The following is a 24,038-nucleotide window of genomic DNA, read 5'->3' on the forward strand; positions in this document are numbered from 1 at the left end:
AGGTTCAAAAGTTAAGTGACGATAGCCTAGGAGATACACCTGTACCCATGCCGAACACAGTAGTTAAGCCCTAGAACGCCTGAAGTAGTTGGGGGTTGCCCCCTGTTAGATACGGTAGTCGCTTAGCTTAGAGGCCACTCAATGGGAGTTTAGCTCAGCTGGGAGAGCATCTGCCTTACAAGCAGAGGGTCAGCGGTTCGATCCCGTTAACTCCCATAGTATTTGAAAAGATACAGGTCCCGTAGTGTAGCGGTTATCACGTCGCCCTGTCACGGCGAAGATCGCGGGTTCGATTCCCGTCGGGACCGTTCAAAGAGTAGTCATATTTTTTGAAGGAAAGACTCGTTAGCTCAGTTGGTAGAGCAATTGACTTTTAATCAATGGGTCACTGGTTCGAGCCCAGTACGGGTCATAGAAGCGGGTTTGGCGGAATTGGCAGACGCACCAGATTTAGGATCTGGCGCTTAACGGCGTGGGGGTTCAAGTCCCTTAACCCGCATAAAAGATTAGCCGGCTTAGCTCAGTTGGTAGAGCATCTGATTTGTAATCAGAGGGTCGCGTGTTCAAGTCATGTAGCCGGCATAAAAAAAGTTGCGAACGTAGTTCAGTGGTAGAACACCACCTTGCCAAGGTGGGGGTCGCGGGTTCGAATCCCGTCGTTCGCTTTTGAGGAGCCGGGGTGGCGGAACTGGCAGACGCACAGGACTTAAAATCCTGCGATGGTTTACATCGTACCGGTTCGATTCCGGTCCTCGGCATTAATTTAATATAGAGCACCCTTAGCTCAACTGGATAGAGTACCTGACTACGAATCAGGCGGTTAGAGGTTCGACTCCTCTAGGGTGCATCAGTTCGGGAAGTAGCTCAGCTTGGTAGAGTACTTGGTTTGGGACCAAGGTGTCGCAGGTTCGAATCCTGTCTTCCCGATTGATGGCGGTGTAGCTCAGCTGGCTAGAGCGTCCGGTTCATACCCGGGAGGTCGGGGGTTCGATCCCCTTCGCCGCTATTGTTTTTATGGATGACTTGGGACCTTTAGCTCAACTGGTTAGAGCACTCGGCTCATAACCGAGCGGTCGTAGGTTCGAGTCCTACAAGGTCCATATATTATATTTGGAGGATTACCCAAGTCCGGCTGAAGGGAACGGTCTTGAAAACCGTCAGGCGTGTAAAAGCGTGCGTGGGTTCGAATCCCACATCCTCCTTATAACTATCGCGGGATGGAGCAGTTAGGTAGCTCGTCGGGCTCATAACCCGAAGGTCGTAGGTTCAAATCCTGCTCCCGCAATACATATAAATGTAGTTGGCTCGGTAGCTCAGTTGGTAGAGCAATGGATTGAAGCTCCATGTGTCGGCGGTTCGATTCCGTCTCGCGCCATATTATATCGCGGGTGTAGTTTAGTGGTAAAACTACAGCCTTCCAAGCTGTTGTCGCGAGTTCGATTCTCGTCACCCGCTTTATAGTTTTTCCCAAGCTATGGCTTGGGCGCGTAGCTCAGGTGGTTAGAGCGCACGCCTGATAAGCGTGAGGTCGGTGGTTCGAGTCCACTCGTGCCCATTTATTTGGAGAATTACTCAAGTGGCTGAAGAGGACGGTTTGCTAAATCGTTAGGTCGGGTAACTGGCGCAAGGGTTCGAATCCCTTATTCTCCGTTGGTTAGACAAGGTTATCTTTATGGTAACTTTGTTTTTTTATATAGAATTTTCCTAGCTCATTATCAGCTGTAGTGGGTTCTTATAGCTAAGTATTATGAGGAGCGAAAACGGTCTCCTCTTTTGCAATACTCAAAACGAGGAAGGTACAAAGTTTTCAAAATTTCGATATCAGAAGACTCCTATTTGATGAGTTTATTCATTTCTATGAGCTAAGTTAGTTCTTTAATGATATTAGTGGTAGATAGGATAAAATGGATTAAGTGATAGTTACCTATTCATTTTTGAATAAGTTTCGAGGAGTATTTGAGATCCCGATTCATGTATTGAACAATTTGGAATATAGGAGGAGCGATTGAATGATGGGGGTATCGGGTACAATTAGAGTGACTGTTTTGATTTTATAGTTCAGGTGTTCTTTATATGGATTTGTTTGTATGCTCCAAAAGGCTAATAATCACTACGATCGTTTTACCCAGTACAGAAATTAGAGAGATGGATTTCTTTGATGAGTACATAAGTTACTTGTAAATGATTTCAACTATTTCTTTTTTGTGAGGGAATGAAGTAATGGGCTATACTACTAAAGGACTATAACCTTATTTTGTTATTAACATGTGGATAAGTTTACTAATTGCAGTTTCTATCTGTGGATAAGAAAAACATAACCTTAGTAAGTCTGATAAAGAGAGAACAATGCTTTACATACAATTGGTAATAGTTTGAATCTGATAACATTTCAGAAATACGCTCTATTAGTTGGGAGAGGTCTTTGACTTTCCACATCTACTAATAAATAAGAAGAGAATTTTAGTGATTATTACACATAACTGTAACAATTGCGTAACATTAAATGCTTATTTTTTTGGTAAAATATAAGATGTCTTATCGAAAAAGGAGTAATTTTTTAATTATGAAAAAAAGAATTTTATCAGCCGTTCTTGTAAGTGGTGTAACCCTTGGAGCAGCTACTGTAGTTAGCGCGGATAATTTTGATACCAAAATCTCTGATGCTAACTCAAGAATCTCAGCCTTAACTGCAGAACAGCAATCTGCTCAGAATCAAGTTAATGCATTACAGGCACAAGTTAGTTCATTACAATCTGAACAAGAGAAATTAATAGCAAAAAATTCAGAACTTGAAGAACTTTCAAAAGGATTCGAACAAGAAATTCAATCTCTTACAAGCCAAATTATTGCTCGTAACGAAAAACTGAAAAATCAAGCACGTAGCGCTTATAAGAATAATGAAACATCTAGTTACATCAATGCGCTTTTAAATTCTAAGTCAATTTCTGACGTGGTTACTCGTTTAGTTGCTATTAACAGAGCAGTCTCTGCTAATGCTAAAATGCTAGAGCAACAAAAAGCTGATAAAGCTTCACTTGAAGAAAAACAAGCGGCTAACCAAGAAGCTATTAACACCATTGCTGCTAATATGGCAGTGATTGAAGAAAATCAAAATACTTTACGTACTCAACAAGCAAACTTAGAAGCTGCAACTGCTAATCTAGCTCTTCAATTGGCAACTGCTAATGAAGACAAAGCAAACTTAGTAGCTCAAAAAGAAGCAGCAGAACAAGTAGCCGCTCAGGCTTTAGCAGAAGAACAAGCAGCTAAAGCTAAAGCTCAAGAACAAGCAGCTCAACAAGCAGCTTCTGTTGAGGAAGCAAAAGCGGCAATCGTTGCACCAGCAGCTATGGTAGCTGAAAGCCCAGCAGCTCCTGCTCCAGCTTCAGTTACAGCACTTTCTGCAACACCAGTAGCATCTGTAGCAAGACCACAAGTTTCATATAGTTCTGTTAATAATTACCCAGTAGGACAATGTACATGGGGTGCGAAATCATTAGCTCCATGGGCAGGAAACAATTGGGGTAACGGTGGACAATGGGCTGCAAGTGCTCAAGCAGCGGGCTACTCTGTAGGATCTACACCTATGGCAGGAGCTATTGCAGTTTGGAATGATGGTGGTTATGGTCACGTCGCAGTAGTTGTTGAAGTTCAAAGTTCATCAAATATTCGAGTGATGGAATCAAACTACAGTGGTAAACAGTATATTGCTGATCACCGTGGCTGGTTTAACCCATCTGGAGTCGTATTTATCTACCCACATTAATGATCGTTTAGGTTAGAATAGTTCTGTTCTAACCTTTTTTATTTCTTTTCAAAAATAAAGGGAAGAAGTTTTGTGAGTTGCCTTTTTAATTTCATTTGATAAATACCTTAAAAAACGTTAAAATAGTATAGGATTAAAACTTTGGAGGAAAAAATGTCTTATTCTGATTTAAAATTGTTTGCCTTATCGTCAAACAAGGAATTAGCAGAAAAAGTTGCGTCTGCAATGGGGATTCAACTTGGGAAGTCTACTGTACGTCAGTTTTCAGATGGTGAAATTCAAGTAAATATTGAAGAATCAATTCGTGGTCATCATGTCTTTATTTTGCAATCAACTAGTTCGCCAGTCAATGACAACTTGATGGAAATCCTGATTATGGTTGATGCATTGAAACGAGCTAGTGCAGAGAAAATTTCAGTTGTGATGCCTTACTACGGCTATGCACGCCAAGACCGTAAAGCACGTTCTCGTGAACCGATTACTTCTAAATTAGTTGCTAATATGTTAGAAGTTGCTGGTGTAGATCGCTTATTAACGGTTGATTTGCATGCTGCTCAAATTCAAGGGTTCTTTGATATTCCAGTTGACCACTTGATGGGTGCACCTTTAATTGCAGACTATTTTGATCGTCATGGTTTAGTGGGTGAAGATGTTGTCGTTGTCAGTCCTGACCATGGTGGTGTGACTCGTGCGCGTAAGTTAGCACAATTCCTCCAAACACCAATTGCAATTATTGATAAGCGTCGTAGTGTGGATAAGATGAACACCAGTGAAGTGATGAATATTATCGGTAATGTTGAAGGTAAGAAATGTATCTTGATTGATGATATGATTGATACCGCAGGGACTATTTGCCATGCAGCAGATGCCCTTGCTGAAGCGGGTGCAACAGCTGTGTATGCGTCATGTACGCATCCAGTTCTTTCTGGTCCAGCACTTGATAATATTCAACGGTCGGCTATCGAAAAACTAATTGTTCTTGATACTATTTATCTGCCAGAAGAACGTCTCATTGATAAAATTGAACAAATCTCGATTGCTGATTTGGTTGCGGAAGCTATTATTCGTATTCATGAAAAACGTCCATTATCACCTTTATTTGAAATGGGGAAATAATTTGATAAAGCTTGAGACCTTATGTCTCAGGCTTTTTATGTCTCTTTCTTTTTACTAGTTAAGTTTATTTGTTTTAAGGGGACTATTCTTCCTTAATATGAGAAGTTTTAAGCAAGACTAGTGAGTTAATGTTAGTCATGCAATTTTCTGAAATTTTGGGTATAATAAGAGCAGTATTTAATGCTCTGGATGGGCTAAAGTTGAGAAAAGATGTGGCGAGGAATATGCAGTTAAACGAGTCATTAGGAATTGTTCTTTTTAATAGGAATTATCGAGAAGATGATAAATTGGTCAAGATATTCACAGAGACAGCAGGCAAACGTATGTTTTTCGTGAAACATATTAGTCGTTCTAAACTTTCTTCCGTCATCCAACCTTTAACGGCTGCTGACTTTATATTTAAGTTGAACGAATCAGGTCTTTCTTATATTGACGACTACAATCATGTGGATACTTATCAACAGATTAATAAAGATCTTTTTCGACTTTCCTATGCGAGTTATGTAGTGGCTTTGGCAGATGCCGCTATTTCAGATAATGAGCCAGATCCTCACCTCTTTGCCTTTCTGAAAAAGACACTTGATTTAATGGAAGAGGGGTTGGATTACGAGGTTTTGACCAACATTTTTGAAATCCAAGTTTTAGAGCGTTTTGGGATTAGAATAAACTTTCATGACTGTGTTTTTTGTCATCGTGTCGGTCTACCATTTGATTTTTCACATCACTATTCGGGTGTGCTTTGCCCTGAACATTATCATAAAGATGACTACCGGAATCATCTAGATCCTAATGTCATCTATTTACTAGACCGTTTTCAAACCATTCAGTTTGATGAATTGAGAACCATTTCCTTAAATGATGAGATGAAAAGAAAACTTCGTTATTTTATTGACGAGTTATATCATGACTATGTAGGAATCAAGTTAAAAAGTAAAACGTTTATTGATGATTTAGCTAAATGGGGCGATATTATGAAACCAAAGGACTAGCTAAGTCTTTCTTGGTCCTAAATGGGAAATGTCCTTAGATTGTGCTATAATAATGACGTTATGATAAGTGATATCAAAAAGATGAAATGAAATCAAAGGAGCAAAAATGAAGAAAATTGCAATAGATGCTATGGGCGGAGACAACGCTCCTAAAGCCATCATTGAAGGTGTGAATCAGGCAATAGAAACTTTTCCAGATATTGACATTCAACTTTATGGAGATCAAGCTCAAATTGAGGCTTATCTTGTTCCCTCTGATCGGGTCTCTATTATCCATACTGATGAGAAAATTTATTCAGAAGATGAGCCTGCAAAAGCCATTCGTCGAAAAAAGAATGCGTCAATGGTTTTAGCAGCTAAGGCTGTTAAAGAAGGAGAGGCAGATGCCATTCTTTCAGCAGGAAATACAGGTGCCCTTTTAGCCGCAGGTTTATTTATTGTGGGGCGTATCAAAGGTGTTGATCGTCCAGGGTTATTATCAACTATTCCCACCACAGATGGTAAAGGTTTTGATATGTTAGACCTTGGCGCCAATGCTGAAAATACAGCAGCACATTTGCATCAATATGCGATTTTGGGTTCTTTTTACGCAAAGAATGTTCGAGGTGTTCATAAGCCTCGTGTTGGTTTGTTAAACAATGGAACAGAGGCCACTAAGGGGGATTCGCTTCGGAAGGAAACTTATAACCTTTTGGCTGCAGATCCTAATTTAACCTTTGTAGGGAATGTGGAAGCGCGTGATTTGATGTCAGGTGTTGCAGATGTTGTAGTCGCAGATGGTTTCACAGGAAACGCAGTTTTGAAGGCCATAGAGGGAACTGCGATTAGTATTATGGGACAACTCAAAGAGGCTATTAAATCGGGTGGTCTGAAAGCAAAAATAGGAGCACTTCTCTTGAAAGATAGCCTTTATGACATGAAGAATTCTTTAGATTATTCTAGTGCTGGTGGAGCGGTTTTATTTGGTTTAAAGGCACCTTTTGTGAAATCCCATGGTTCAAGCGATGCTAAGGCTATCTTTTCAACGATTAAACAAGTACGCACTATGCTAGAGACACAGGTTGTTGGGCAATTGGTGGAAGAATTTGCCAAGGAGACTGAAACAAATGACTAGAGAAGCTATTTTAGAGAGATTGATTGCATTAATCAAAAAACAAAGGAGTCACCTAGAACTCATTATTACAGAGCAAACAAGTCTAAAAGATGATTTAGCTGTTGACTCTATTGAATTGGTGGAATTTGTGATTAATATTGAAGATGAATTTCATATCGCTATTCCAGATGAAGATGTTGATGGGATGAAGTCTATGGGAGATATGTTAGATTATTTGGTCAACCGTTTGGCCTAGGGTGATATTAGAGTAGACAAAGAGCGCAAGCTCTTTTTTATTTTTACTTCTCTTTATAAAAAACGAACATTAAAAACAAGTTCACTTATAAATGTAAATAAATACTTGAATAATGTTTTTTGTTATGTTATTCTTAAATAAAAAAATGACGAAAGACGAATATTATGGAAACTAACCAACTTATTTATTCAGGTAAAGCCAAAGACCTTTATGCTACGGAAGATAAGCACATGATTTTATCTGTTTATAAGGATCAGGCAACGATGCTAAATGGAGCCCGGAAGGAGACTATTAACGGAAAGGGACGCCTAAATAATGCTATTTCTTGTTTAATTTTTGAAAAGTTAAACACTGTTGGGATAAACACACATTTTGTGAAACGCTTGTCAGAAACCGAACAATTAGTCAAAAAAGTGACTATTATTCCTTTAGAAGTAGTGCTTCGCAATGTCGCTGCAGGTTCTTTTTCTAAGCGGTTTGGTATTGAAGAGGGAGTGGTTTTAGAGACACCTATTATTGAATTCTACTACAAAAAAGATGAGTTGGATGATCCTTTTCTTAATGAAGAGCATATTAGCTTGTTAAAAATTGCTAGTGAGGAAGATATCGCTTATATCAAACAAGAAACACGTCGTATTAATGCTTATCTTAAGACTTGGTTTGAACAAGTTGGTCTTCGATTAGTTGACTTTAAACTAGAGTTTGGCTTTGATAAGGATAGTCATATTCTGCTAGCTGATGAATTTTCACCAGATAATTGTCGTCTTTGGGATGAAGATGGGCATCATATGGACAAGGATGTCTTTCGAAGGGATTTAGGTAGTCTGACAGCTGTTTATGAGGTTGTTTTAGAGAAGTTAAAAGAGCTGGATTAAGACAAACGTAGTGAGAAAATGAAAGGAAATTGAACCCGTCCGGCAAGCGATAGGGAAAACGCGTGAATAAGTCAGAGGCGTCGTCATAGACGTCTGAACCTTCTTTGAAAGTTCTAGTCGCCCTGACGGGGGTGTGTCAACGCAATCAAAGATTTCGGACTTACCACCATTTTTCAGACGCTTGCTGGTCGGACTTGGTATCATAATTATGGACAAACGTATTTTCGTTGAGAAGAAGGCTGATTTTCAGATTAAGACCGAGTCGTTGGTAAAGGAACTGACGCATAATTTGCAGTTATCGACGTTGAAAACACTTCGTATGATTCAAGTTTATGATGTATTTGGATTAACCGCTGCTTTGTTTCCACGTGCAGAGAAACACATCTTTTCTGAACAGGTTACAGATTGTATCTTACCTGAGGAAACTATTAAAACAGAGCTGACTAATGCTGCTTTTTTTGCAATTGAGAGTTTGCCAGGACAGTTTGATCAAAGAGCAGCATCTGCTCAAGAAGCTTTATTATTGTTAGGAGCTCCCAATGATGTGATGGTTAACACGGCTCAACTATATTTGGTCAATAAAGACATTTTAGAAACAGAGCTTGAAGCTATAAAACGTTATCTTCTCAATCCAGTTGATTCTCGATTTAAAGATATAACAAGAGACATTGAGCGGCATGACTTTTCTGAGTCGGACAAGGTTATCCCAACCTTGGATTTCTTTGAGACTTACACGTCAAATGAGTTTAAGATTTATAAGGCAGAGCAGGGCTTGGCAATGGAGGTTGATGACCTTGTTTTCATTCAAGAGTACTTTAAATCAATTGGCCGTGTACCGACAGAAACAGAGTTAAGAGTTTTGGACACTTATTGGTCCGATCACTGTCGTCATACCACTTTTGAAACAGAATTAAAACATATTGATTTTTCCGCTTCTAAATTTCAAAAACAACTACAAGCGACTTACGATAAATATATCGCTATGCGTGAAGAATTGGGACGTTCTGATAAGCCACAGACGCTTATGGATATGGCGACAATTTTCGGTCGCTATGAGCGTGCGAATGGGCGTTTGGATGATATGGAAGTGTCTGATGAAATCAATGCTTGTTCCGTTGAGATTGACGTGGATGTTGATGGTGTTAAAGAGCCATGGCTCTTGATGTTTAAAAATGAGACACACAATCATCCAACAGAAATCGAACCTTTTGGTGGAGCAGCGACTTGTATTGGTGGAGCCATTCGTGATCCATTATCAGGGCGATCGTACGTTTATCAAGCGATGCGTATTTCAGGTGCTGGAGACATTACAACGCCTATTTCTGATACTCGCGCTGGAAAACTCCCTCAGCAAGTCATTTCAAAAACAGCAGCGCACGGCTATTCCTCATACGGAAACCAAATCGGTCTTGCTACAACTTATGTTAAGGAATACTTCCACCCAGGATTTGTCGCAAAACGTATGGAATTGGGAGCCGTTGTTGGTGCAGCACCTAAAGGAAATGTGATCCGTGAAAAACCAGAAGCTGGTGATGTTGTTATTCTTCTAGGTGGGAAAACAGGTCGTGATGGTATCGGTGGAGCAACGGGTTCCTCTAAGGTACAGACCGCTGAGTCTGTGGAGACGGCTGGTGCCGAAGTCCAAAAAGGGAATGCTATCGAAGAACGGAAAATTCAGCGTCTCTTCCGTAATGGTGAAGTAACACGCCTGATTAAGAAATCAAATGACTTTGGCGCAGGTGGTGTTTGTGTAGCTATTGGGGAATTGGCTGATGGTTTAGTAATTGATTTAAACAAAGTACCGCTCAAATACCAAGGGTTAAATGGAACAGAGATTGCTATTTCAGAGTCCCAAGAGCGGATGGCGGTTGTCGTTCGTTCTAAAAATGCTGAGGAGTTTATTACTAAGTGTTCCAAAGAAAATATTAAGGCTGTTACTGTAGCAACGGTTACTGAAAAGCCAAATCTAGTCATGACTTGGAATGGCCAAACTATCGTTGACATTGAACGTTCTTTCCTAGATACTAATGGTGTTCGTGTCGTTGTTGATGCAAAGGTAGTTGACAAGGCTGTCAACTTGCCTGAAAGTCGCATAACATCAGTAGCAACGCTTGAAAAAGATACACTTACTGTGCTTTCAAATCTTAATCATGCTTCTCAGAAAGGTCTTCAAACCCTTTTTGATTCTTCTGTTGGTCGTTCAACAGTTAATCATCCCATCGGGGGTCGTTACCAACTTACCCCAAGCGAGGCTTCTGTCCAAAAACTACCTGTTCAAAATGGTGTCACCACAACAGCCTCAGTTATCGCTCAAGGGTACAATGCCTACATTGCTGAGTGGTCACCATATCATGGTGCAGCTTATGCTGTAATTGAGGCCACAGCACGATTGGTGGCATCTGGTGCTAACTGGTCTAAAGCACGTTTCTCTTATCAAGAGTATTTCGAGCGCATGGATAAACAGGCAGAGCGCTTTGGCCAACCCGTTTCAGCACTACTTGGTTCTATTGAAGCTCAAATTCAACTTGGCCTACCATCCATTGGTGGCAAGGATTCCATGTCTGGAACATTTGAGGAATTGACAGTACCATCAACCTTGGTTGCTTTTGGTGTTACAACTGCACACACACAAGACGTTTTATCTCCGGAATTTAAAGCCGCAGGTGAGACTATTTACTATCTTCCTGGTCAAACTATTTCTGAAGAGATTGATTTTGACCTCATAAAAGCCAATTTTAGTAACTTTGAAAGTATTCAAGCTAACCATACGATTAGTTCTGCATCAGCTATAAAATATGGGGGTATTATAGAGAGCTTGGCTCTAGCTAGTTTTGGTAATCATATTGGAGCATCTGTAACCTTGACAGAGCTTGACAATAGCTTGACAGGACAACTTGGTGGCTTTATATTTACTTCAGCTGAAGAAATCTCAGGTGTAACCAAAATTGGAAAAACACATGCGGACTTTACAGTTACTGTCAACGGAGTTATTCTTTCGGGTGCCAAGTTGCTGACAGCTTTTGAAGGAAAATTGGAAGATATTTATCCAACTACTTTTAGTCAAAGTCAAGATATAGAAGACGTTCCTGTTGTCGTCTCTGATGCAGTTATCACGACTCAAAAAATAATTGACAAACCATTGGTTTATATTCCGGTGTTTCCTGGTACAAACTCTGAATATGACTCAGCTAAGGCTTTTGAACAGGCGGGAGCAGAGGTTCATTTGGTCCCGTTTGTGACCTTGAATGAAGTGGCTATTGCACAGTCAGTTGACACAATGGTTGACAATATCAGTAAGGCCAATATTATTTTCTTTGCTGGTGGATTTTCAGCAGCGGATGAGCCAGATGGTTCTGCCAAATTCATCGTCAACATCCTACTCAATCAAAAGGTCCGCTCTGCTATTGATAATTTTATTGAAAAAGGTGGACTTATCATAGGTATCTGTAATGGTTTTCAAGCTCTTGTTAAATCTGGACTCTTACCTTATGGCAATTTTGAAAATGTCAAGGAGAGTTCTCCAACTCTCTTCTACAATGATGCTAATCAGCATGTGGCTAAGATGGTCGAGACGCGCATTGCAAATACTAATTCACCATGGCTTTCAGGTGTGGAAGTTGGTGATGTGCATGTGATTCCAGTTTCACATGGTGAAGGGAAGTTTGTTGTCTCTGCAGAGGAATTCGCAGAGTTGCGCGATAATGGTCAAATTTTTAGTCAATACGTAGATTTTGATAGTCATCCAAGTATGGATAGTCGCTACAATCCAAATGGATCGGTCAATGCTATCGAAGGAATTACCAGCAAAAATGGTCAAATTATTGGTAAGATGGGGCACTCAGAACGTTGGGAAGAAGGCCTTTTCCAAAATATTCCAGGGAATAAAGATCAAAAACTCTTTGAATCCGCAGTCCGTTATTTTACTGGTAAGTAAGGTTGCCAACAAGGAGAGCGCGATTCACGGGTGTCATTCTCAAATCATGGTGTTTTAAAAAAGAGCAATAGTGACTTTGGATTTAAAGAGCATTGCTAAAAGAAATTAGGAAAAACAAATGTACGAAGTAAAATCTCTTAATGAAGAATGTGGTGTCTTCGGAATATGGGGACATCCTCAAGCAGCTCAGGTAACCTATTTTGGGCTTCATAGTCTTCAGCATCGAGGTCAAGAAGGTGCCGGTATTATCTCAAATGATGAAGGTAACCTACATCAACACCGAGCCACTGGCCTTTTATCAGATGTTTTTAAAAATCAGAATGACTTGACTAAGTTGACAGGTCATGCAGCAATTGGGCATGTTCGTTATGCCACGGCAGGATCTGCTTCTATTAATAATATTCAACCCTTCTTGTACCAGTTTACAGATGCTCAATTTGGGTTATGTCACAATGGTAATTTAACCAATGCGATTTCCTTAAAGAAAGAACTAGAGAGAGAAGGAGCTATTTTCAATGCTTCGTCAGACACTGAAATTCTGATGCATTTGGTCCGCCGTAGCCACCAGTCTGACTTTATTGGAAAAGTTAAAGAAGCTCTTAATAGGGTAAAAGGTGGTTTTGCCTACCTACTTATGACAGAAAAGCAATTAATTGCTGCCCTCGATCCAAATGGTTTTAGACCGCTGTCTATTGGTAAAATGAAAAATGGGGCTTGGGTAGTTTCCTCGGAAACCTGTGCTTTTGAAGTGATTGGAGCTGAATGGATTCGAGATGTGAAGCCAGGAGAATTGATTGTCATTGATGATTCGGGCATTACCTACCATCAGTATACGACGGATACTCAACTAGCCATTTGTTCCATGGAATATGTTTATTTTGCACGTCCAGATTCTACTATTTATGGTGTAAATGTTCATACGGCGCGTAAGGAGATGGGAAAAAGGCTAGCGCAGGAATTTCAACATGAAGCTGATATAGTGGTTGGAGTGCCCAACTCATCACTATCAGCGGCTATGGGCTTTGCTGAAGAATCTGGGTTGCCAAATGAAATGGGTTTGGTCAAAAATCAATACACCCAACGAACCTTCATTCAACCGACACAGGACTTGCGAGAACAGGGTGTTCGCATGAAGTTATCAGCAGTGTCAGGTGTGGTAAAAGGAAAACGTGTGGTAATGGTGGATGATTCTATTGTCAGAGGAACAACGTCACGCCGTATTGTTAGTTTGCTCCGTGAAGCGGGAGCCACTGAAGTTCATGTGGCAATTGGTAGTCCCGAACTGAAATATCCTTGTTTTTATGGTATTGACATCCAAACAAGAAGGGAATTAATTTCTGCTAATCATACAGTCGAAGAAGTATGTGACATTATTGGAGCAGATAGTTTAACCTATCTTTCTCTAGATGCCATGATTGACGCTATAGGCCTTGAAACGGATGCTCCTAAAGGTGGGCTCTGTGTGGCTTATTTTGATGGGGAATACCCAACACCTTTGTATGATTATGAAGACGAGTATTTACGAAGTTTAGAAGAACAAACTAGTTTTTATATTGAGAAAGTGAAATAACTGCATACAGGAGTAGATTTCAACAGTTAATCAGTAAGTTTGTTAATGACAATAGTTGCTTCCTAAGCCATATAAGAAATGACGATTAGTAGCAGGACCTGCCTAGGACTGTACCACTTTAGTTGAGTTTTAATCAAAAAAGGAAAAAATGATGATAGAAAAAAACGCTTATGCCCAATCTGGAGTAGATGTTGAGGCGGGATATGAAGTTGTGGAACGTATAAAAAAACACGTGGCTCGTACAGAGCGATTAGGAGTTATGGGAGCTCTAGGTGGTTTTGGTGGTATGTTTGATTTGTCCCAGACAGGTATTAAAGAACCAGTTCTTATTTCTGGAACAGACGGTGTGGGTACCAAACTCATGCTGGCGATCCAGTATGATAAACATGATACGATTGGTCAGGATTGTGTAGCCATGTGCGTTAATGATATTATTGCCGCAGGTGCAGAGCCTCTCTATTTCCTTGATTATATTGCAACTGGTAAAAATGAACCTGCTAAGTTGGAACAAGTTGTTGCAGGTATGGCAGAAGGTTGTGTACAGGCTGGCTGTGCCCTTATCGGAGGTGAAACAGCAGAAATGCCAGGCATGTACGGCGAAGAGGATTATGACTTGGCTGGTTTTACAGTTGGTATTGCTGAAAAGTCTCAGATTTTGGATGGGTCAAAAGTTGCCGAAGGTGATATTCTTCTAGGCCTTGCTTCAAGTGGCATCCACTCGAATGGTTATTCACTTGTTCGTCGTGTCTTTGCTGATTATACAGGAGATGAGGTTTTGCCTGAACTGGAGGGTCAAAAACTTAAAGATGTTCTTCTTGAGCCAACTCGTATTTATGTGAAAGCTGTGCTTCCTCTTATCAAGGAAGGGTTGGTTAATGGCATTGCCCATATCACTGGTGGTGGTTTTACAGAGAATATTCCTCGTATGTTTGCAGATGATTTAGCTGCTGAAATTGACGAAAATAAGTTGCCTGTTCTTCCAATTTTTAAAGCTCTTGAGAAGTATGGGCAGATTAAGCATGAGGAAATGTTTGATATTTTCAATATGGGGATTGGCCTGGTTCTAGCAGTTACACCGGAAAATGTGGATCGTGTCAAGAAACTCCTTAACGAACCAGTCTATGATATCGGTCATATCGTGACCAAAAGGGATGCTAGTGTGGTGATTTCAAATGGCTAAAAAAATAGCCGTCTTTGCATCTGGCAATGGATCAAATTTTCAAGTGATTGCAGAGCAATTCCAGGTTGAACTGGTCTTTTCAGATCGACGAGATGCTTATGTTTTAGAACGTGCCCAAAAACTTGGGGTTAGGGCAGTTACATTTGAACTCAAGGAATTTGAAACTAAGGCTGCCTATGAAAAAGAAATTGTCCAGTTTCTTGACAAACATGACATTGATTTGATTTGTTTAGCAGGCTATATGAAAATTGTAGGGCCTACTCTTCTGGATGCTTATGAGGGCCGAATGATTAATATTCATCCAGCTTATTTACCAGAATTTCCAGGAGCTCATGGGATTTCAGATGCCTGGCAAGCAGGCGTAGACCAGTCAGGCGTAACTGTGCATTGGGTTGACAGCGGAGTTGATACGGGTGACATCATACAGCAGGTGCGCGTGTCACGGTTGGCTAGTGATACCATTGAAGATTTTGAAACAAGGATTCATAAAGCGGAGTATCAGCTTTATCCAGAAGTATTGGATCGTTTAGGCGTTGACAGGAAATAGATAACAGTTAAATAAAAAACGTCCTAGTGACACTTATTAAGGAGAATAGAATGAAACGTGCACTCATTAGTGTTTCAGATAAAGCGGGCATTGTAGAGTTTGCTCAGGAATTAAAAAATCTTGGTTGGGACATTATTTCAACTGGTGGGACTAAGACGGCACTTGATGCAGCAGGTCTTGAGACCATTGCTATTGATGATGTGACAGGATTTCCAGAAATGATGGATGGTCGTGTTAAGACCCTTCATCCCAATATTCACGGGGGGCTTTTAGCTCGTCGTGATAGAGATAGTCACTTGCAGTCTGCTCGCGAGAATAATATAGAGCTTATTGATCTTGTAGTGGTCAATCTTTACCCTTTTAAGGAAACTATTTTGCGTCCAGATGTGACGTATGATTTAGCAGTGGAGAATGTTGATATTGGTGGTCCCTCAATGCTGCGCTCTGCAGCAAAAAATCATGCCAGTGTGACTGTTATAGTTGATCCGAGTGATTACCCTCTTGTCTTGGCAGAACTGACTGAAACCGGGAATACAACATATGAGACGCGTCAGCGTCTGGCTGCTAAAGTTTTTCGTCATACCGCTGCCTATGACGCTTTGATTGCAGATTATTTCACGACTCAAGTTGGTGAAAATAAGCCAGAAAAACTGACTTTGACTTATGATTTGAAACAATCTATGCGTTACGGAGAAAATCCCCAACAAGCTGCTGATTTTTATCAAAATGCTATTCCAACGGAATATGCCATTGCTTCTGTCAAACAACTTAATGGAAAGGAATTGTCTTTTAACAACGTTCGAGATGCAGATGCGGCAATCCGAATTATTCGCGATTTTAAAGATCAACCAACAGTTGTGGCTCTTAAGCATATGAATCCATGTGGCATTGGGCAGGCAGATACTATTGAAACAGCGTGGGATTACTGCTATGAGGCCGATCCGGTATCTATATTTGGTGGGATTGTGGTTCTCAACCGTGAAGTTGATGCCATGACAGCTCAGAAGATGCATCCTGTTTTTCTTGAAATCATTATTGCGCCATCTTACACGGAAGAAGCGCTCGCCATTCTAACCCATAAAAAGAAAAATTTGCGTCTCCTTGAATTACCTTTTGGTGCTCAAGATGCCAGCGAACTGGAAAAGGAGTATACCGGTGTAGTTGGTGGAATGCTCGTCCAAAATCAGGATGTTGTTTCAGAGAGTCCGGCGGATTGGCAAATAGTTACGGAACGACAACCATCAGAGCAGGAAATGACTGCTTTGGAGTTTGCTTGGAAAGCCATCAAATATGTTAAATCAAATGGGATTCTTATCGCGAATGACCGTATGACTTTAGGTGTAGGTCCAGGACAAACCAATCGTGTGGCTTCTGTTCGTATTGCTATTGAGCAAGCTAAGAAGCATCTTGATGGAGCAGTATTAGCTTCCGATGCTTTCTTTCCTTTTGCTGATAATATTGAAGAAATTGCGGCTTCAGGGATTAAAGCCATTATTCAGCCAGGTGGTTCAGTTAGAGATCAAGATTCTATTGACGCTGCCAATAAACATGGCCTGACTATGGTATTTACAGGTGTCAGACATTTTAGACATTAAAAACTAAAAGAGATGTGGTCGTCTAGGACACATCTCTTTTAGTATAATATTTAGAGAAAACGAAGAAGAGGAAAAGGGGTTATGGCAATTTAGAGGCTTTATCAGCAGTTAACCATGTTCCACGTGATCCAATCTTGACATAAATCCCATTGCTTGGTCGGTCGACTTTCAGTACCCTATAGTTACCTGGGATAACAAAAAACTCACCGGCCTGTAAAATTTGATTTCCTGCTTTTACTCCTTTACGATCTGTTTCATCCAAAGGTGAGGGATCAATCCAGTTAAGAGAAGTAGCGCCCCCACCAGCTAGTTCCTCGCTAACTAATAGATTGTTTACAATACGATCCACACGGAAAACGCCAGGGAAAGTCACTCTATCGCCAATATTGATAGGCGATGTTGTCTCAGAGACTTGTTGTGTTTTTTGCTCTATCTTTTTAATTGGGATATAACGTCGACTTCCTGAAAAACTGAGATAGCTAATCCATTCATGACCGTCAACGGTCATAGCTTGATCGTAATGAACAGATTGTCCAGGATTATAATAAGCTAAGTCAGGGCTAGTGAGTTGAGCCTGTGCTTTAACAGGAGTACGCTCAGTAAAATGGTAAGTTCCTCCTTGTTTTACTGCTTCTTTAGAAACCTGTTGTTCTTTTGTTTGAGACTTACTTGCTTCACCACTAGGCAAATCTTTAAAATGAATATAACCGCTCACATGGTTTTTAGGGATTTGACGCTTATGGTATTTCTCAGGTCCTTGACCAGCATTGTAATTATATTCCTCAATCACAACAGAATCTCCACGTATTTCGGCTACCCAAGCCACATGACCATACGTTGCATGAGATTGGAAAGCGTTAGTATCAAACCACGCTACTGCCCCGACTTTAGGGGTCTTATTGACAGTATAGCCTTGTTTTTTTGCAATATGTCCCCAAGTGCAGGCATTCCCATAGCCTTTGGGCAACTGAAAACCATTTGCTGAACTCAGACGGAAAGCGACAAATGATGTGCACTGACGAACATACATATTCCAAGAATCAATTCCAGATCCCTTTTTCCATTTGCTAGGATAATTATCCCCAAGGACAGCTGCATGAACAACTCCTGTATGCTCTGCATTCAAAGTGGATGCAACTGAAGATACAGCACCATTAACACTCAAAAGGATTGCTCCTGACACTAACAATTGATGAATTTTTTTCATTCATTACCTCCTGTAACTAATTATTCGAAAGAGGAGGACAAAAATGACAGAAGTTGATTAATATTTTAAAAAATAGTTACTGTGGACACAGTAGTAAAAGGGTAATCAAGGCTGGAGACTGGGAAACTTTGAACAATGTGAAAGTAAATTTGAAACAGGACACACTTAATCAATTAACGAACATTATATAAATAAAACCTATAAATAGACGGAAAACAAAACATTAAACGAACAAATGTGTTATAATGTTTTAAGATAATACGTAAATGAGGTATTTGTTTTGAAGTTATTAGTTGTTGGTTCTGGTGGTCGTGAACATGCTATCGCTAAAAAATTATTAGAGTCTGATGGGGTTGAGGCTGTTTTTGTTGCTCCTGGTAATGATGGCATGACCTTAGATGGTTTGCAATTGGTCGACATTGCTATTTCCGAACATTCAAGATTGATTGCCTTTGCGCAAGAAAATGATATTGCTTGGACGTTTATTGGTCCAGATGATGCTTTGGCAGCTGGGATTGTTGATGATTTTAACATAGCCGGCTTGAATGCTTTTGGCCCAAGTCGTTTAGCAGCAGAGCTTGAGTGGTCTAAGGATTTTGCTAAGGAAATCATGGTTAAGTACCAAGTTCCGACAGCAGCCTATGGCACATTCTCCGACTTCGAAGAAGCAAAGGCCTACATCCTAGAAAAAGGCGCGCCAATCGTTGTTAAGGCTGACGGTTTAGCTCTTGGTAAGGGTGTTGTTGTGGCTGAAACGGTTGATCAGGCGGTAGAAGCTGCTCATGAGATGCTTCTAGACAATAAATTTGGCGATTCTGGTGCCCGAGTAGTCATTGAAGAGTTTCTTGAGGGTGAGGAATTTTCACTCTTTGCTTTCGTTAATGGCGACAAGTTCTATATGATGCCGACAGCGCAAGACCATAAGCGGGCCTATGATGGTGACAAGGGTCCTAATACAGGCGGTATGGGAGCTTATGCCCCAGTTCCGCACATTTCACAAGATGTGGTTGATCAAGCTGTGGAAACCATTGTTAAACCGGTTCTTGACGGCATGATTAAGGAAGGACGTCCTTACCTTGGAATCCTTTATGCGGGTCTGATTTTGACGGATGAGGGTCCAAAAGTTATTGAGTTCAATGCTCGTTTCGGTGATCCTGAGACTCAGATTATTCTTCCGCGCCTCACATCAAACTTTGCCCAAAACATTTCAGACATTCTTGATCAAAAGGACACCACAATCACTTGGTTAGAAGAAGGACTTACTCTGGGTGTCGTGGTTGCCTCAGAAGGTTACCCATTAGCCTATGACAAAGGTGTTGTTTTGCCAGCTAAAAGCGAGGGCGAGATTGTGACTTACTATGCCGGCGCTAAGTTTTCGGCGGATGGCCAAGCACTGCTGTCCAATGGCGGTCGGGTTTACATGTTGGTCACCACAGCTGACGATGTCTCAGCTGCGCAAACCAGAATTTACCAAGAACTGGACAAACAAAAACGGCCAGGCCTCTTTTACCGTAACGATATCGGAAGCAAGGCTTTGAAATAAAATTGGCAGTAGGTTTGTTAATTTATTTGAATTTATCATCAAATTGAAATATTAAAAAGCGCAAGCAAGAAGCGAACGTAGTGAGCCAACTTGCAGTGACATAGTGGTGAAAGTCATAGCCTGTTAAGGCTATGACAGGGAAAATGGGAGACCTCAGGCTCACATTTTAACAATGAAACGCCCTAAATTGAGAAAGGCGGTTGCTTGTGTCCCTCACCACAATGTCACTGCAAAAAAAGAAAGATTAATATAGGTGGCTTAATCATATGGAAAAGAAACTTGAGACACTTTATTAATATATTTATATTTATCATCTGATAGACATCGTAAAAAGCGCAAGCAAGAAGCGAACGCAGTGAGCCAACTGAAAAAAGAAAAGTTATTTTAAAAAGGAGAGAAAATGGAAGCAATTGTATCCATCATCATGGGATCAAGTTCTGACTGGACTACCATGCAAAAAGCAGCAGACGTTTTGGATAAATTTGGCATTGCCTATGAGAAAAAAGTGGTTTCTGCCCATCGGACACCGGATTTAATGTTCAAACACGCCGAAGAAGCGCGTGGTCGCGGCATTAAGATTATTATTGCGGGTGCAGGCGGAGCTTCCCATTTGCCTGGTATGGTAGCTGCTAAAACAACCTTGCCAGTTATTGGTGTGCCGGTTAAATCGCGTGCTTTGAGTGGTCTTGATTCCCTTTACTCCATTGTTCAAATGCCAGGTGGCGTGCCTGTCGCAACTATGGCCATTGGAGAAGCTGGAGCAACCAATGCGGCGCTGACAGCTTTGCGAATCCTTTCTATTGAAGATCAAAAGATTGCGGATGCCTTAGCTGATTTCCAAGTGGAACAAGGTAAAATTGCGGAGGCCATGACAGATGAACTCAAGTAAAACCATTGGTATTATTGGTGGCGGACAACTTGGTCAAATGATGGCTATTTCCGCTATTTATCTAGGACACAAAGTGATTACGCTAGTCCCTTCAGCTGACTGTCCAGCAGGGCGTGTTAGCCAGCTGATTGTGGCGCCTTATGACGATGTGGCAGCTCTGACTGAGCTTGCAGAGCGCTGCGATGTCCTAACCTATGAATTTGAAAATGTGGACGCTGATGGTTTGGATGCTGTCATCAAGGAGGGTCAACTGCCCCAAGGGACAGACCTACTTCGGATTTCTCAGAATCGAATTTTTGAGAAGGAGTTTTTGGCCAATAAAGCCAAAGTCACTGTCGCACCTTACAAGGTAATTAAGAGTGCTACCGACTTGGACGCTATTGACCTCAGTAAAAAATACGTTTTAAAAACGGCGACAGGTGGTTACGATGGGCATGGACAAGTGGTCATTGCATCAGACGCCGACCTAGCTGCCGCTAGGGAATTAGCGGACTCTGCCGACTGTGTCTTGGAAGAATTTGTGGCCTTTGACCTGGAAGTGTCGGTCATCGTTTCAGGTAACCAAAAAGAATTCACTGTCTTCCCGGTTCAAGAAAACATTCACCGCAACAATATCTTATCAAAAACCATTGTGCCGGCCCGCATTTCAGAAGACCTAGCAGAAAAAGCTAAGACCATGGCCTTGGAGATTGCTAAGGAGTTGAACCTGGCAGGAACCCTTTGTGTGGAAATGTTTGCCAGCAAAGATGACATTATTGTCAACGAGATTGCCCCAAGACCGCATAATTCTGGTCACTATTCTATCGAAGCCTGTGATTTCTCACAGTTCGACACGCATATTCTGGGTGTGCTTGGTTTGCCGCTGCCAGCCATTACTTTACACGCTCCAGCGGTCATGCTCAATGTCTTAGGTCAACATGTGGACAAAGCGCAAGCCTATGTCCAAGAAAACCCTAGCGCCCACCTTCATCTTTATGGTAAACTAGAAGCGAAACAAAACCGCAAGATGGGACATGTGACGCTGTTTGCGGAAGATGCTGAAGAGTTTGGCAAAGGAATCGATTTTTAAAAATATGGTGCTAAATGAATAGAATTATAAATAAGGATATTTTACCTAGAATCTCAAAAATTTCTAAAAATCAATTAGAAAATGATTTATTATCTATAGCTTATATTGTTTTGTTAATATTTATAATACTTGCTAGCGGAGTAGTTATACTTAATAATTTAAGACCGATATTTATTCAATTGAGTGTAATTTTTTTAAATTTTTATAATAGTATTGAAGCATTTATTTTAAAAAAAGACTCATTTTTACATTATAATTTTCCAAATGATTTTGGAGGTATATTTGGAGGAGCTATAAACTTATTTGTAAACCTATTTGTAAAGATATTTTTTATTACTTTTATACCTTTAATACTTAGAAAAATATTTAATAAAGAAAATTTTTTTTGTGAAATTATTGTTGTATTAGGAGCAACTATTGCCATAATTATAACTTTTAATTTGTATTTAGGAATAGGGATTGTGGCTGGTATAATCTTCTTATTTCTTGCATTTGTTCCAATAGGTAAGAATCGTTTTTACAAATTTGTTCAAAATTTAAATTATTTTGAAGAAGTGATTTTTAATTATTATGAAGAAAATCCGTTCGATATTAATGAACAACAAGTACTATATAAAACTGTACTTATAATCTTTTTTGTTTTTATAATTGACTTTACAATGGTTAGAATGTTAAATTTTAACATAAAGTTTTCTACAATCCTAGCTTGTTCAGCTATTTTATTGGTATGGTTGTATCAAAACAAATCTGTTACAGAATCTTATCTCTTAAAAAAGTTAATAATTTATATTATTTTTTTCTTGCAACATTAATTGGGAATTTTGAAAATAAATCCTCAATTTTAGAAATGCCATTACTCTTCATTAGTATATTTTTTACGTTGGATAGAATAATTGCTCTTACTAAGGAAGTGGAAGAACTGATTAAATCTAAGAGTATTTTATTTTATTATGAACAAGAAGATATAAAACCCTCACTACTTCTTAATGAAATACGAGAAATAAAGTATCTTGAAAGTACAAATACTGGCGAGATTGAACTTGTTAAACAAATGGTAATTAGATTACGACTAAATTTAGATGAAGAATTTTTGAGGTTGTCTGAAATATACTTCGAAAATGAATATGAACAGTATGTGCAATTTGTGCAAGGTAATGTTTATTTTATAAAATTTGAATCTATAACACGGCCTAATTTTGCTAGTCTAAAATCAATATTAATGTCAATTCTTGATAAACCTAACCAAAAAATATTTATACCAAAAATTTACGAGGAATATGCTTTTGTTTTGGCTTCTTTAGGAGAAATTGAAGAGTCGAAGAAAGTCATAGATGATGTATCAGACTACTTAACTGAAGAAACTTTACAATATTTTGAAAAACTTTATATTACGAATAAAGAAGTTAATAAAAACATTTAAGGTGAGAAAACTTGATTAATAGTTATGTCCGCACTGATTTTGAGGGTAAATTGAAGTACTTTAGGATTCAAGTAAAATTTGAAATGTGAATTATCTTAATATATATCAATGCGCTAGATCAGGTTGAGGAGTTTTAAGGAGAGTCTTTATGCTATATAAAATTTTTTCAAATGATTCAGAATGGGATATATTTAATAATGTTCTATCAACTAATAATAATTTATTATATGCAAAATCAAAAGATGAACAGAAGTTATTTCAACAGCTTAAAAGCTCAGAGTGGATTGATAATACTAGTACTCGACCTGATTTTATTTCAGAACAGTTTATGATTGAATTATTTGAAGTTGATGACATTGTGAGTACAAGGAAAGGGAAAAACAATCCTCAACGTAAAGCTGATGCACGAGCATTAAGGACTATCGAGGAATGGATGGGGAAATTTCCAGAAGGTACATTTAACGAAAATGTAAAAATTATTGCACATGGCGATACTAGATATAATCCTAAAGAGGATACATTTATTCCAGATGATTCAGTTAGTCATCATAATTATAATGCCTATATTAATAACTTCTCAAGAATCACTCAAAAACACTTAGATAGTATAACAGCTTATAGGGAAAATTTTCCAGATAGGAAGTTAGGATTCATGATTTTGGATGATTCTACATTCTATCTGCCTGAGAAGTATAGTACCAATGCAATTTCAGATAAACAAATATTTTTCCAAATGCCTTTTTTTGATAAACACTTCATGAAACTATTTATAAAATCAGATGTTGATTTTTTGATTTGGGCATTCGATAATAAATATGTTTATTCAGACAAAAATAAACATGGTTTAACGTTAGCAGTTCCCAAATTGGCAATAATTAGTAAAGAAAATTTTTATAATAAATATTCAAGATACTTTTTGGTAGATAATATGATTTCTTTAGAAGAATGACCAGAAATTAATAACATTTGAAAAGTAAATATGTAGTTTA

General features: G+C 39.5%; 18 protein-coding genes, 17 tRNA genes and 1 rRNA gene. 35 read left to right on the forward strand and 1 reads right to left on the reverse strand.

The genetic code is table 11. The annotated features are described in order from the left end of the window. Positions 1 to 11 precede the first annotated feature (11 nt). From rrf to purH, 29 genes are all read left to right on the forward strand, one after another. Positions 12 to 127 (forward strand): 5S ribosomal RNA (rrf, locus tag ACYTR8_RS04560). A 16-nt stretch (positions 128 to 143) separates the two neighbouring features. Then, positions 144 to 216 (forward strand) — tRNA-Val (locus tag ACYTR8_RS04565). A 19-nt stretch (positions 217 to 235) separates the two neighbouring features. Continuing rightward, a tRNA-Asp gene (locus ACYTR8_RS04570) sits at positions 236 to 308 on the forward strand. A 31-nt stretch (positions 309 to 339) separates the two neighbouring features. Beyond that, positions 340 to 412: transfer RNA gene (locus tag ACYTR8_RS04575), tRNA-Lys, on the forward strand. A 5-nt stretch (positions 413 to 417) separates the two neighbouring features. Next, positions 418 to 499, forward strand: a tRNA-Leu gene (locus ACYTR8_RS04580). A 10-nt stretch (positions 500 to 509) separates the two neighbouring features. Next, positions 510 to 582: transfer RNA gene (locus tag ACYTR8_RS04585), tRNA-Thr, on the forward strand. 11 nt (positions 583 to 593) lie between these two features. Continuing rightward, positions 594 to 665: transfer RNA gene (locus tag ACYTR8_RS04590), tRNA-Gly, on the forward strand. Between the two features lie 8 nt (positions 666 to 673). After that, positions 674 to 758 (forward strand) — tRNA-Leu (locus ACYTR8_RS04595). 15 nt (positions 759 to 773) lie between these two features. Continuing rightward, positions 774 to 847, forward strand: a tRNA-Arg gene (locus tag ACYTR8_RS04600). A gap of 6 nt (positions 848 to 853) precedes the next feature. Continuing rightward, positions 854 to 927 (forward strand) — tRNA-Pro (locus ACYTR8_RS04605). 5 nt (positions 928 to 932) lie between these two features. Continuing rightward, positions 933 to 1,006, forward strand: a tRNA-Met gene (locus ACYTR8_RS04610). A gap of 20 nt (positions 1,007 to 1,026) precedes the next feature. Then, positions 1,027 to 1,100, forward strand: a tRNA-Ile gene (locus ACYTR8_RS04615). 12 nt (positions 1,101 to 1,112) lie between these two features. Then, a tRNA-Ser gene (locus ACYTR8_RS04620) sits at positions 1,113 to 1,202 on the forward strand. 9 nt (positions 1,203 to 1,211) lie between these two features. Continuing rightward, positions 1,212 to 1,285: transfer RNA gene (locus ACYTR8_RS04625), tRNA-Met, on the forward strand. Positions 1,286 to 1,302: 17 nt separating this feature from the next. Beyond that, positions 1,303 to 1,375 (forward strand) — tRNA-Phe (locus tag ACYTR8_RS04630). A 9-nt stretch (positions 1,376 to 1,384) separates the two neighbouring features. Further along, positions 1,385 to 1,455 (forward strand) — tRNA-Gly (locus tag ACYTR8_RS04635). 26 nt (positions 1,456 to 1,481) lie between these two features. Continuing rightward, positions 1,482 to 1,555: transfer RNA gene (locus ACYTR8_RS04640), tRNA-Ile, on the forward strand. A 7-nt stretch (positions 1,556 to 1,562) separates the two neighbouring features. Then, a tRNA-Ser gene (locus ACYTR8_RS04645) sits at positions 1,563 to 1,650 on the forward strand. Between the two features lie 913 nt (positions 1,651 to 2,563). Continuing rightward, positions 2,564 to 3,766: a peptidoglycan hydrolase PcsB gene (gene pcsB, locus ACYTR8_RS04650; protein WP_479641745.1), complete on the forward strand. Its 1,203-nt coding sequence runs from the start codon at positions 2,564 to 2,566 to the stop codon at positions 3,764 to 3,766. 153 nt (positions 3,767 to 3,919) lie between these two features. Continuing rightward, positions 3,920 to 4,882: a ribose-phosphate diphosphokinase gene (locus tag ACYTR8_RS04655; protein WP_003049033.1), complete on the forward strand. Its 963-nt coding sequence runs from the start codon at positions 3,920 to 3,922 to the stop codon at positions 4,880 to 4,882. A gap of 224 nt (positions 4,883 to 5,106) precedes the next feature. Further along, positions 5,107 to 5,871, forward strand: a complete 765-nt coding sequence (gene recO / locus ACYTR8_RS04660) for a DNA repair protein RecO (protein WP_111714656.1) — start codon at positions 5,107 to 5,109, stop codon at positions 5,869 to 5,871. Between the two features lie 106 nt (positions 5,872 to 5,977). Further along, positions 5,978 to 6,985 (forward strand): phosphate acyltransferase PlsX, encoded by a 1,008-nt coding sequence (gene plsX, locus ACYTR8_RS04665; protein WP_111714659.1) that lies wholly within the window; start codon positions 5,978 to 5,980, stop codon positions 6,983 to 6,985. After that, entirely contained in the window at positions 6,978 to 7,220 is a 243-nt protein-coding gene (locus ACYTR8_RS04670) for a phosphopantetheine-binding protein (protein WP_111714661.1), read from the forward strand. The genes plsX and ACYTR8_RS04670 overlap by 8 nt, the downstream gene beginning before the upstream one ends. A 164-nt stretch (positions 7,221 to 7,384) precedes the next feature. Next, positions 7,385 to 8,095 carry a phosphoribosylaminoimidazolesuccinocarboxamide synthase gene (gene purC / locus ACYTR8_RS04675; protein ID WP_479641746.1) on the forward strand — a complete coding sequence of 237 codons (711 nt, stop codon included), beginning with the start codon at positions 7,385 to 7,387 and terminating at the stop codon, positions 8,093 to 8,095. A 208-nt stretch (positions 8,096 to 8,303) separates the two neighbouring features. Then, entirely contained in the window at positions 8,304 to 12,029 is a 3,726-nt protein-coding gene (locus ACYTR8_RS04680) for a phosphoribosylformylglycinamidine synthase (protein ID WP_479641759.1), read from the forward strand. A 118-nt stretch (positions 12,030 to 12,147) separates the two neighbouring features. Beyond that, positions 12,148 to 13,599, forward strand: a complete 1,452-nt coding sequence (gene purF, locus ACYTR8_RS04685) for an amidophosphoribosyltransferase (RefSeq protein ID WP_138124332.1) — start codon at positions 12,148 to 12,150, stop codon at positions 13,597 to 13,599. Between the two features lie 151 nt (positions 13,600 to 13,750). After that, complete coding sequence (gene purM / locus ACYTR8_RS04690; protein ID WP_479640502.1) at positions 13,751 to 14,779, forward strand: phosphoribosylformylglycinamidine cyclo-ligase; 1,029 nt, start codon at positions 13,751 to 13,753, stop codon at positions 14,777 to 14,779. Next, positions 14,772 to 15,326 carry a phosphoribosylglycinamide formyltransferase gene (purN, locus tag ACYTR8_RS04695; RefSeq protein WP_111714673.1) on the forward strand — a complete coding sequence of 185 codons (555 nt, stop codon included), beginning with the start codon at positions 14,772 to 14,774 and terminating at the stop codon, positions 15,324 to 15,326. The genes purM and purN overlap by 8 nt, the downstream gene beginning before the upstream one ends. A gap of 50 nt (positions 15,327 to 15,376) precedes the next feature. Next, on the forward strand, positions 15,377 to 16,921 hold the full coding sequence (gene purH, locus ACYTR8_RS04700) for a bifunctional phosphoribosylaminoimidazolecarboxamide formyltransferase/IMP cyclohydrolase (protein WP_479641747.1): 1,545 nt from the start codon (positions 15,377 to 15,379) through the stop codon (positions 16,919 to 16,921). A gap of 79 nt (positions 16,922 to 17,000) precedes the next feature. Here the strand turns inward: purH and scrM are convergent, their stop codons facing one another. Continuing rightward, positions 17,001 to 18,128, reverse strand: a complete 1,128-nt coding sequence (gene scrM, locus ACYTR8_RS04705; RefSeq protein WP_111714679.1) for a peptidoglycan hydrolase ScrM — start codon at positions 18,126 to 18,128, stop codon at positions 17,001 to 17,003. Positions 18,129 to 18,408: 280 nt separating this feature from the next. Between scrM and purD the strand changes: the two genes are divergently transcribed. From purD to ACYTR8_RS04735, 6 genes are all read left to right on the forward strand, one after another. Further along, entirely contained in the window at positions 18,409 to 19,671 is a 1,263-nt protein-coding gene (gene purD, locus ACYTR8_RS04710; RefSeq protein ID WP_269760991.1) for a phosphoribosylamine--glycine ligase, read from the forward strand. A gap of 400 nt (positions 19,672 to 20,071) precedes the next feature. Further along, on the forward strand, positions 20,072 to 20,560 hold the full coding sequence (gene purE / locus ACYTR8_RS04715) for a 5-(carboxyamino)imidazole ribonucleotide mutase (RefSeq protein WP_479641748.1): 489 nt from the start codon (positions 20,072 to 20,074) through the stop codon (positions 20,558 to 20,560). Further along, the gene (gene purK / locus ACYTR8_RS04720) at positions 20,547 to 21,629 is read left to right on the forward strand and encodes a 5-(carboxyamino)imidazole ribonucleotide synthase (protein ID WP_479641749.1); all 1,083 of its coding nucleotides are present in this window, start codon (positions 20,547 to 20,549) and stop codon (positions 21,627 to 21,629) included. The genes purE and purK overlap by 14 nt, the downstream gene beginning before the upstream one ends. Before the next feature lie 14 nt (positions 21,630 to 21,643). After that, entirely contained in the window at positions 21,644 to 22,441 is a 798-nt protein-coding gene (locus ACYTR8_RS04725; RefSeq protein WP_479641750.1) for a hypothetical protein, read from the forward strand. A gap of 68 nt (positions 22,442 to 22,509) precedes the next feature. Then, positions 22,510 to 23,049, forward strand: coding sequence for a hypothetical protein (locus ACYTR8_RS04730; protein ID WP_479641751.1), 540 nt, complete (start codon positions 22,510 to 22,512; stop codon positions 23,047 to 23,049). Positions 23,050 to 23,197: 148 nt separating this feature from the next. Continuing rightward, entirely contained in the window at positions 23,198 to 23,998 is an 801-nt protein-coding gene (locus ACYTR8_RS04735) for a hypothetical protein (protein WP_479641752.1), read from the forward strand. Positions 23,999 to 24,038: the final 40 nt, after the last annotated feature.

The sequence above is a fragment of the Streptococcus sp. F2 genome, from assembly GCF_056500955.1.

What these genes read in the sequence shown, in the direction of transcription:
- pcsB (WP_479641745.1), top strand. Translation starts at nt 2,564, where the DNA reads ATGAAAAAAAGAATTTTATCAGCCGTTCTTGTAAGTGGTGTAACCCTT.
- ACYTR8_RS04655 (WP_003049033.1), top strand. Translation starts at nt 3,920, where the DNA reads ATGTCTTATTCTGATTTAAAATTGTTTGCCTTATCGTCAAACAAGGAA.
- recO (WP_111714656.1), top strand. Translation starts at nt 5,107, where the DNA reads ATGCAGTTAAACGAGTCATTAGGAATTGTTCTTTTTAATAGGAATTAT.
- plsX (WP_111714659.1), top strand. Translation starts at nt 5,978, where the DNA reads ATGAAGAAAATTGCAATAGATGCTATGGGCGGAGACAACGCTCCTAAA.
- ACYTR8_RS04670 (WP_111714661.1), top strand. Translation starts at nt 6,978, where the DNA reads ATGACTAGAGAAGCTATTTTAGAGAGATTGATTGCATTAATCAAAAAA.
- purC (WP_479641746.1), top strand. Translation starts at nt 7,385, where the DNA reads ATGGAAACTAACCAACTTATTTATTCAGGTAAAGCCAAAGACCTTTAT.
- ACYTR8_RS04680 (WP_479641759.1), top strand. Translation starts at nt 8,304, where the DNA reads ATGGACAAACGTATTTTCGTTGAGAAGAAGGCTGATTTTCAGATTAAG.
- purF (WP_138124332.1), top strand. Translation starts at nt 12,148, where the DNA reads ATGTACGAAGTAAAATCTCTTAATGAAGAATGTGGTGTCTTCGGAATA.
- purM (WP_479640502.1), top strand. Translation starts at nt 13,751, where the DNA reads ATGATAGAAAAAAACGCTTATGCCCAATCTGGAGTAGATGTTGAGGCG.
- purN (WP_111714673.1), top strand. Translation starts at nt 14,772, where the DNA reads ATGGCTAAAAAAATAGCCGTCTTTGCATCTGGCAATGGATCAAATTTT.
- purH (WP_479641747.1), top strand. Translation starts at nt 15,377, where the DNA reads ATGAAACGTGCACTCATTAGTGTTTCAGATAAAGCGGGCATTGTAGAG.
- scrM (WP_111714679.1), bottom strand. Translation starts at nt 18,128, where the DNA reads ATGAAAAAAATTCATCAATTGTTAGTGTCAGGAGCAATCCTTTTGAGT.
- purE (WP_479641748.1), top strand. Translation starts at nt 20,072, where the DNA reads ATGGAAGCAATTGTATCCATCATCATGGGATCAAGTTCTGACTGGACT.
- purK (WP_479641749.1), top strand. Translation starts at nt 20,547, where the DNA reads ATGAACTCAAGTAAAACCATTGGTATTATTGGTGGCGGACAACTTGGT.
- ACYTR8_RS04725 (WP_479641750.1), top strand. Translation starts at nt 21,644, where the DNA reads ATGAATAGAATTATAAATAAGGATATTTTACCTAGAATCTCAAAAATT.
- ACYTR8_RS04735 (WP_479641752.1), top strand. Translation starts at nt 23,198, where the DNA reads ATGCTATATAAAATTTTTTCAAATGATTCAGAATGGGATATATTTAAT.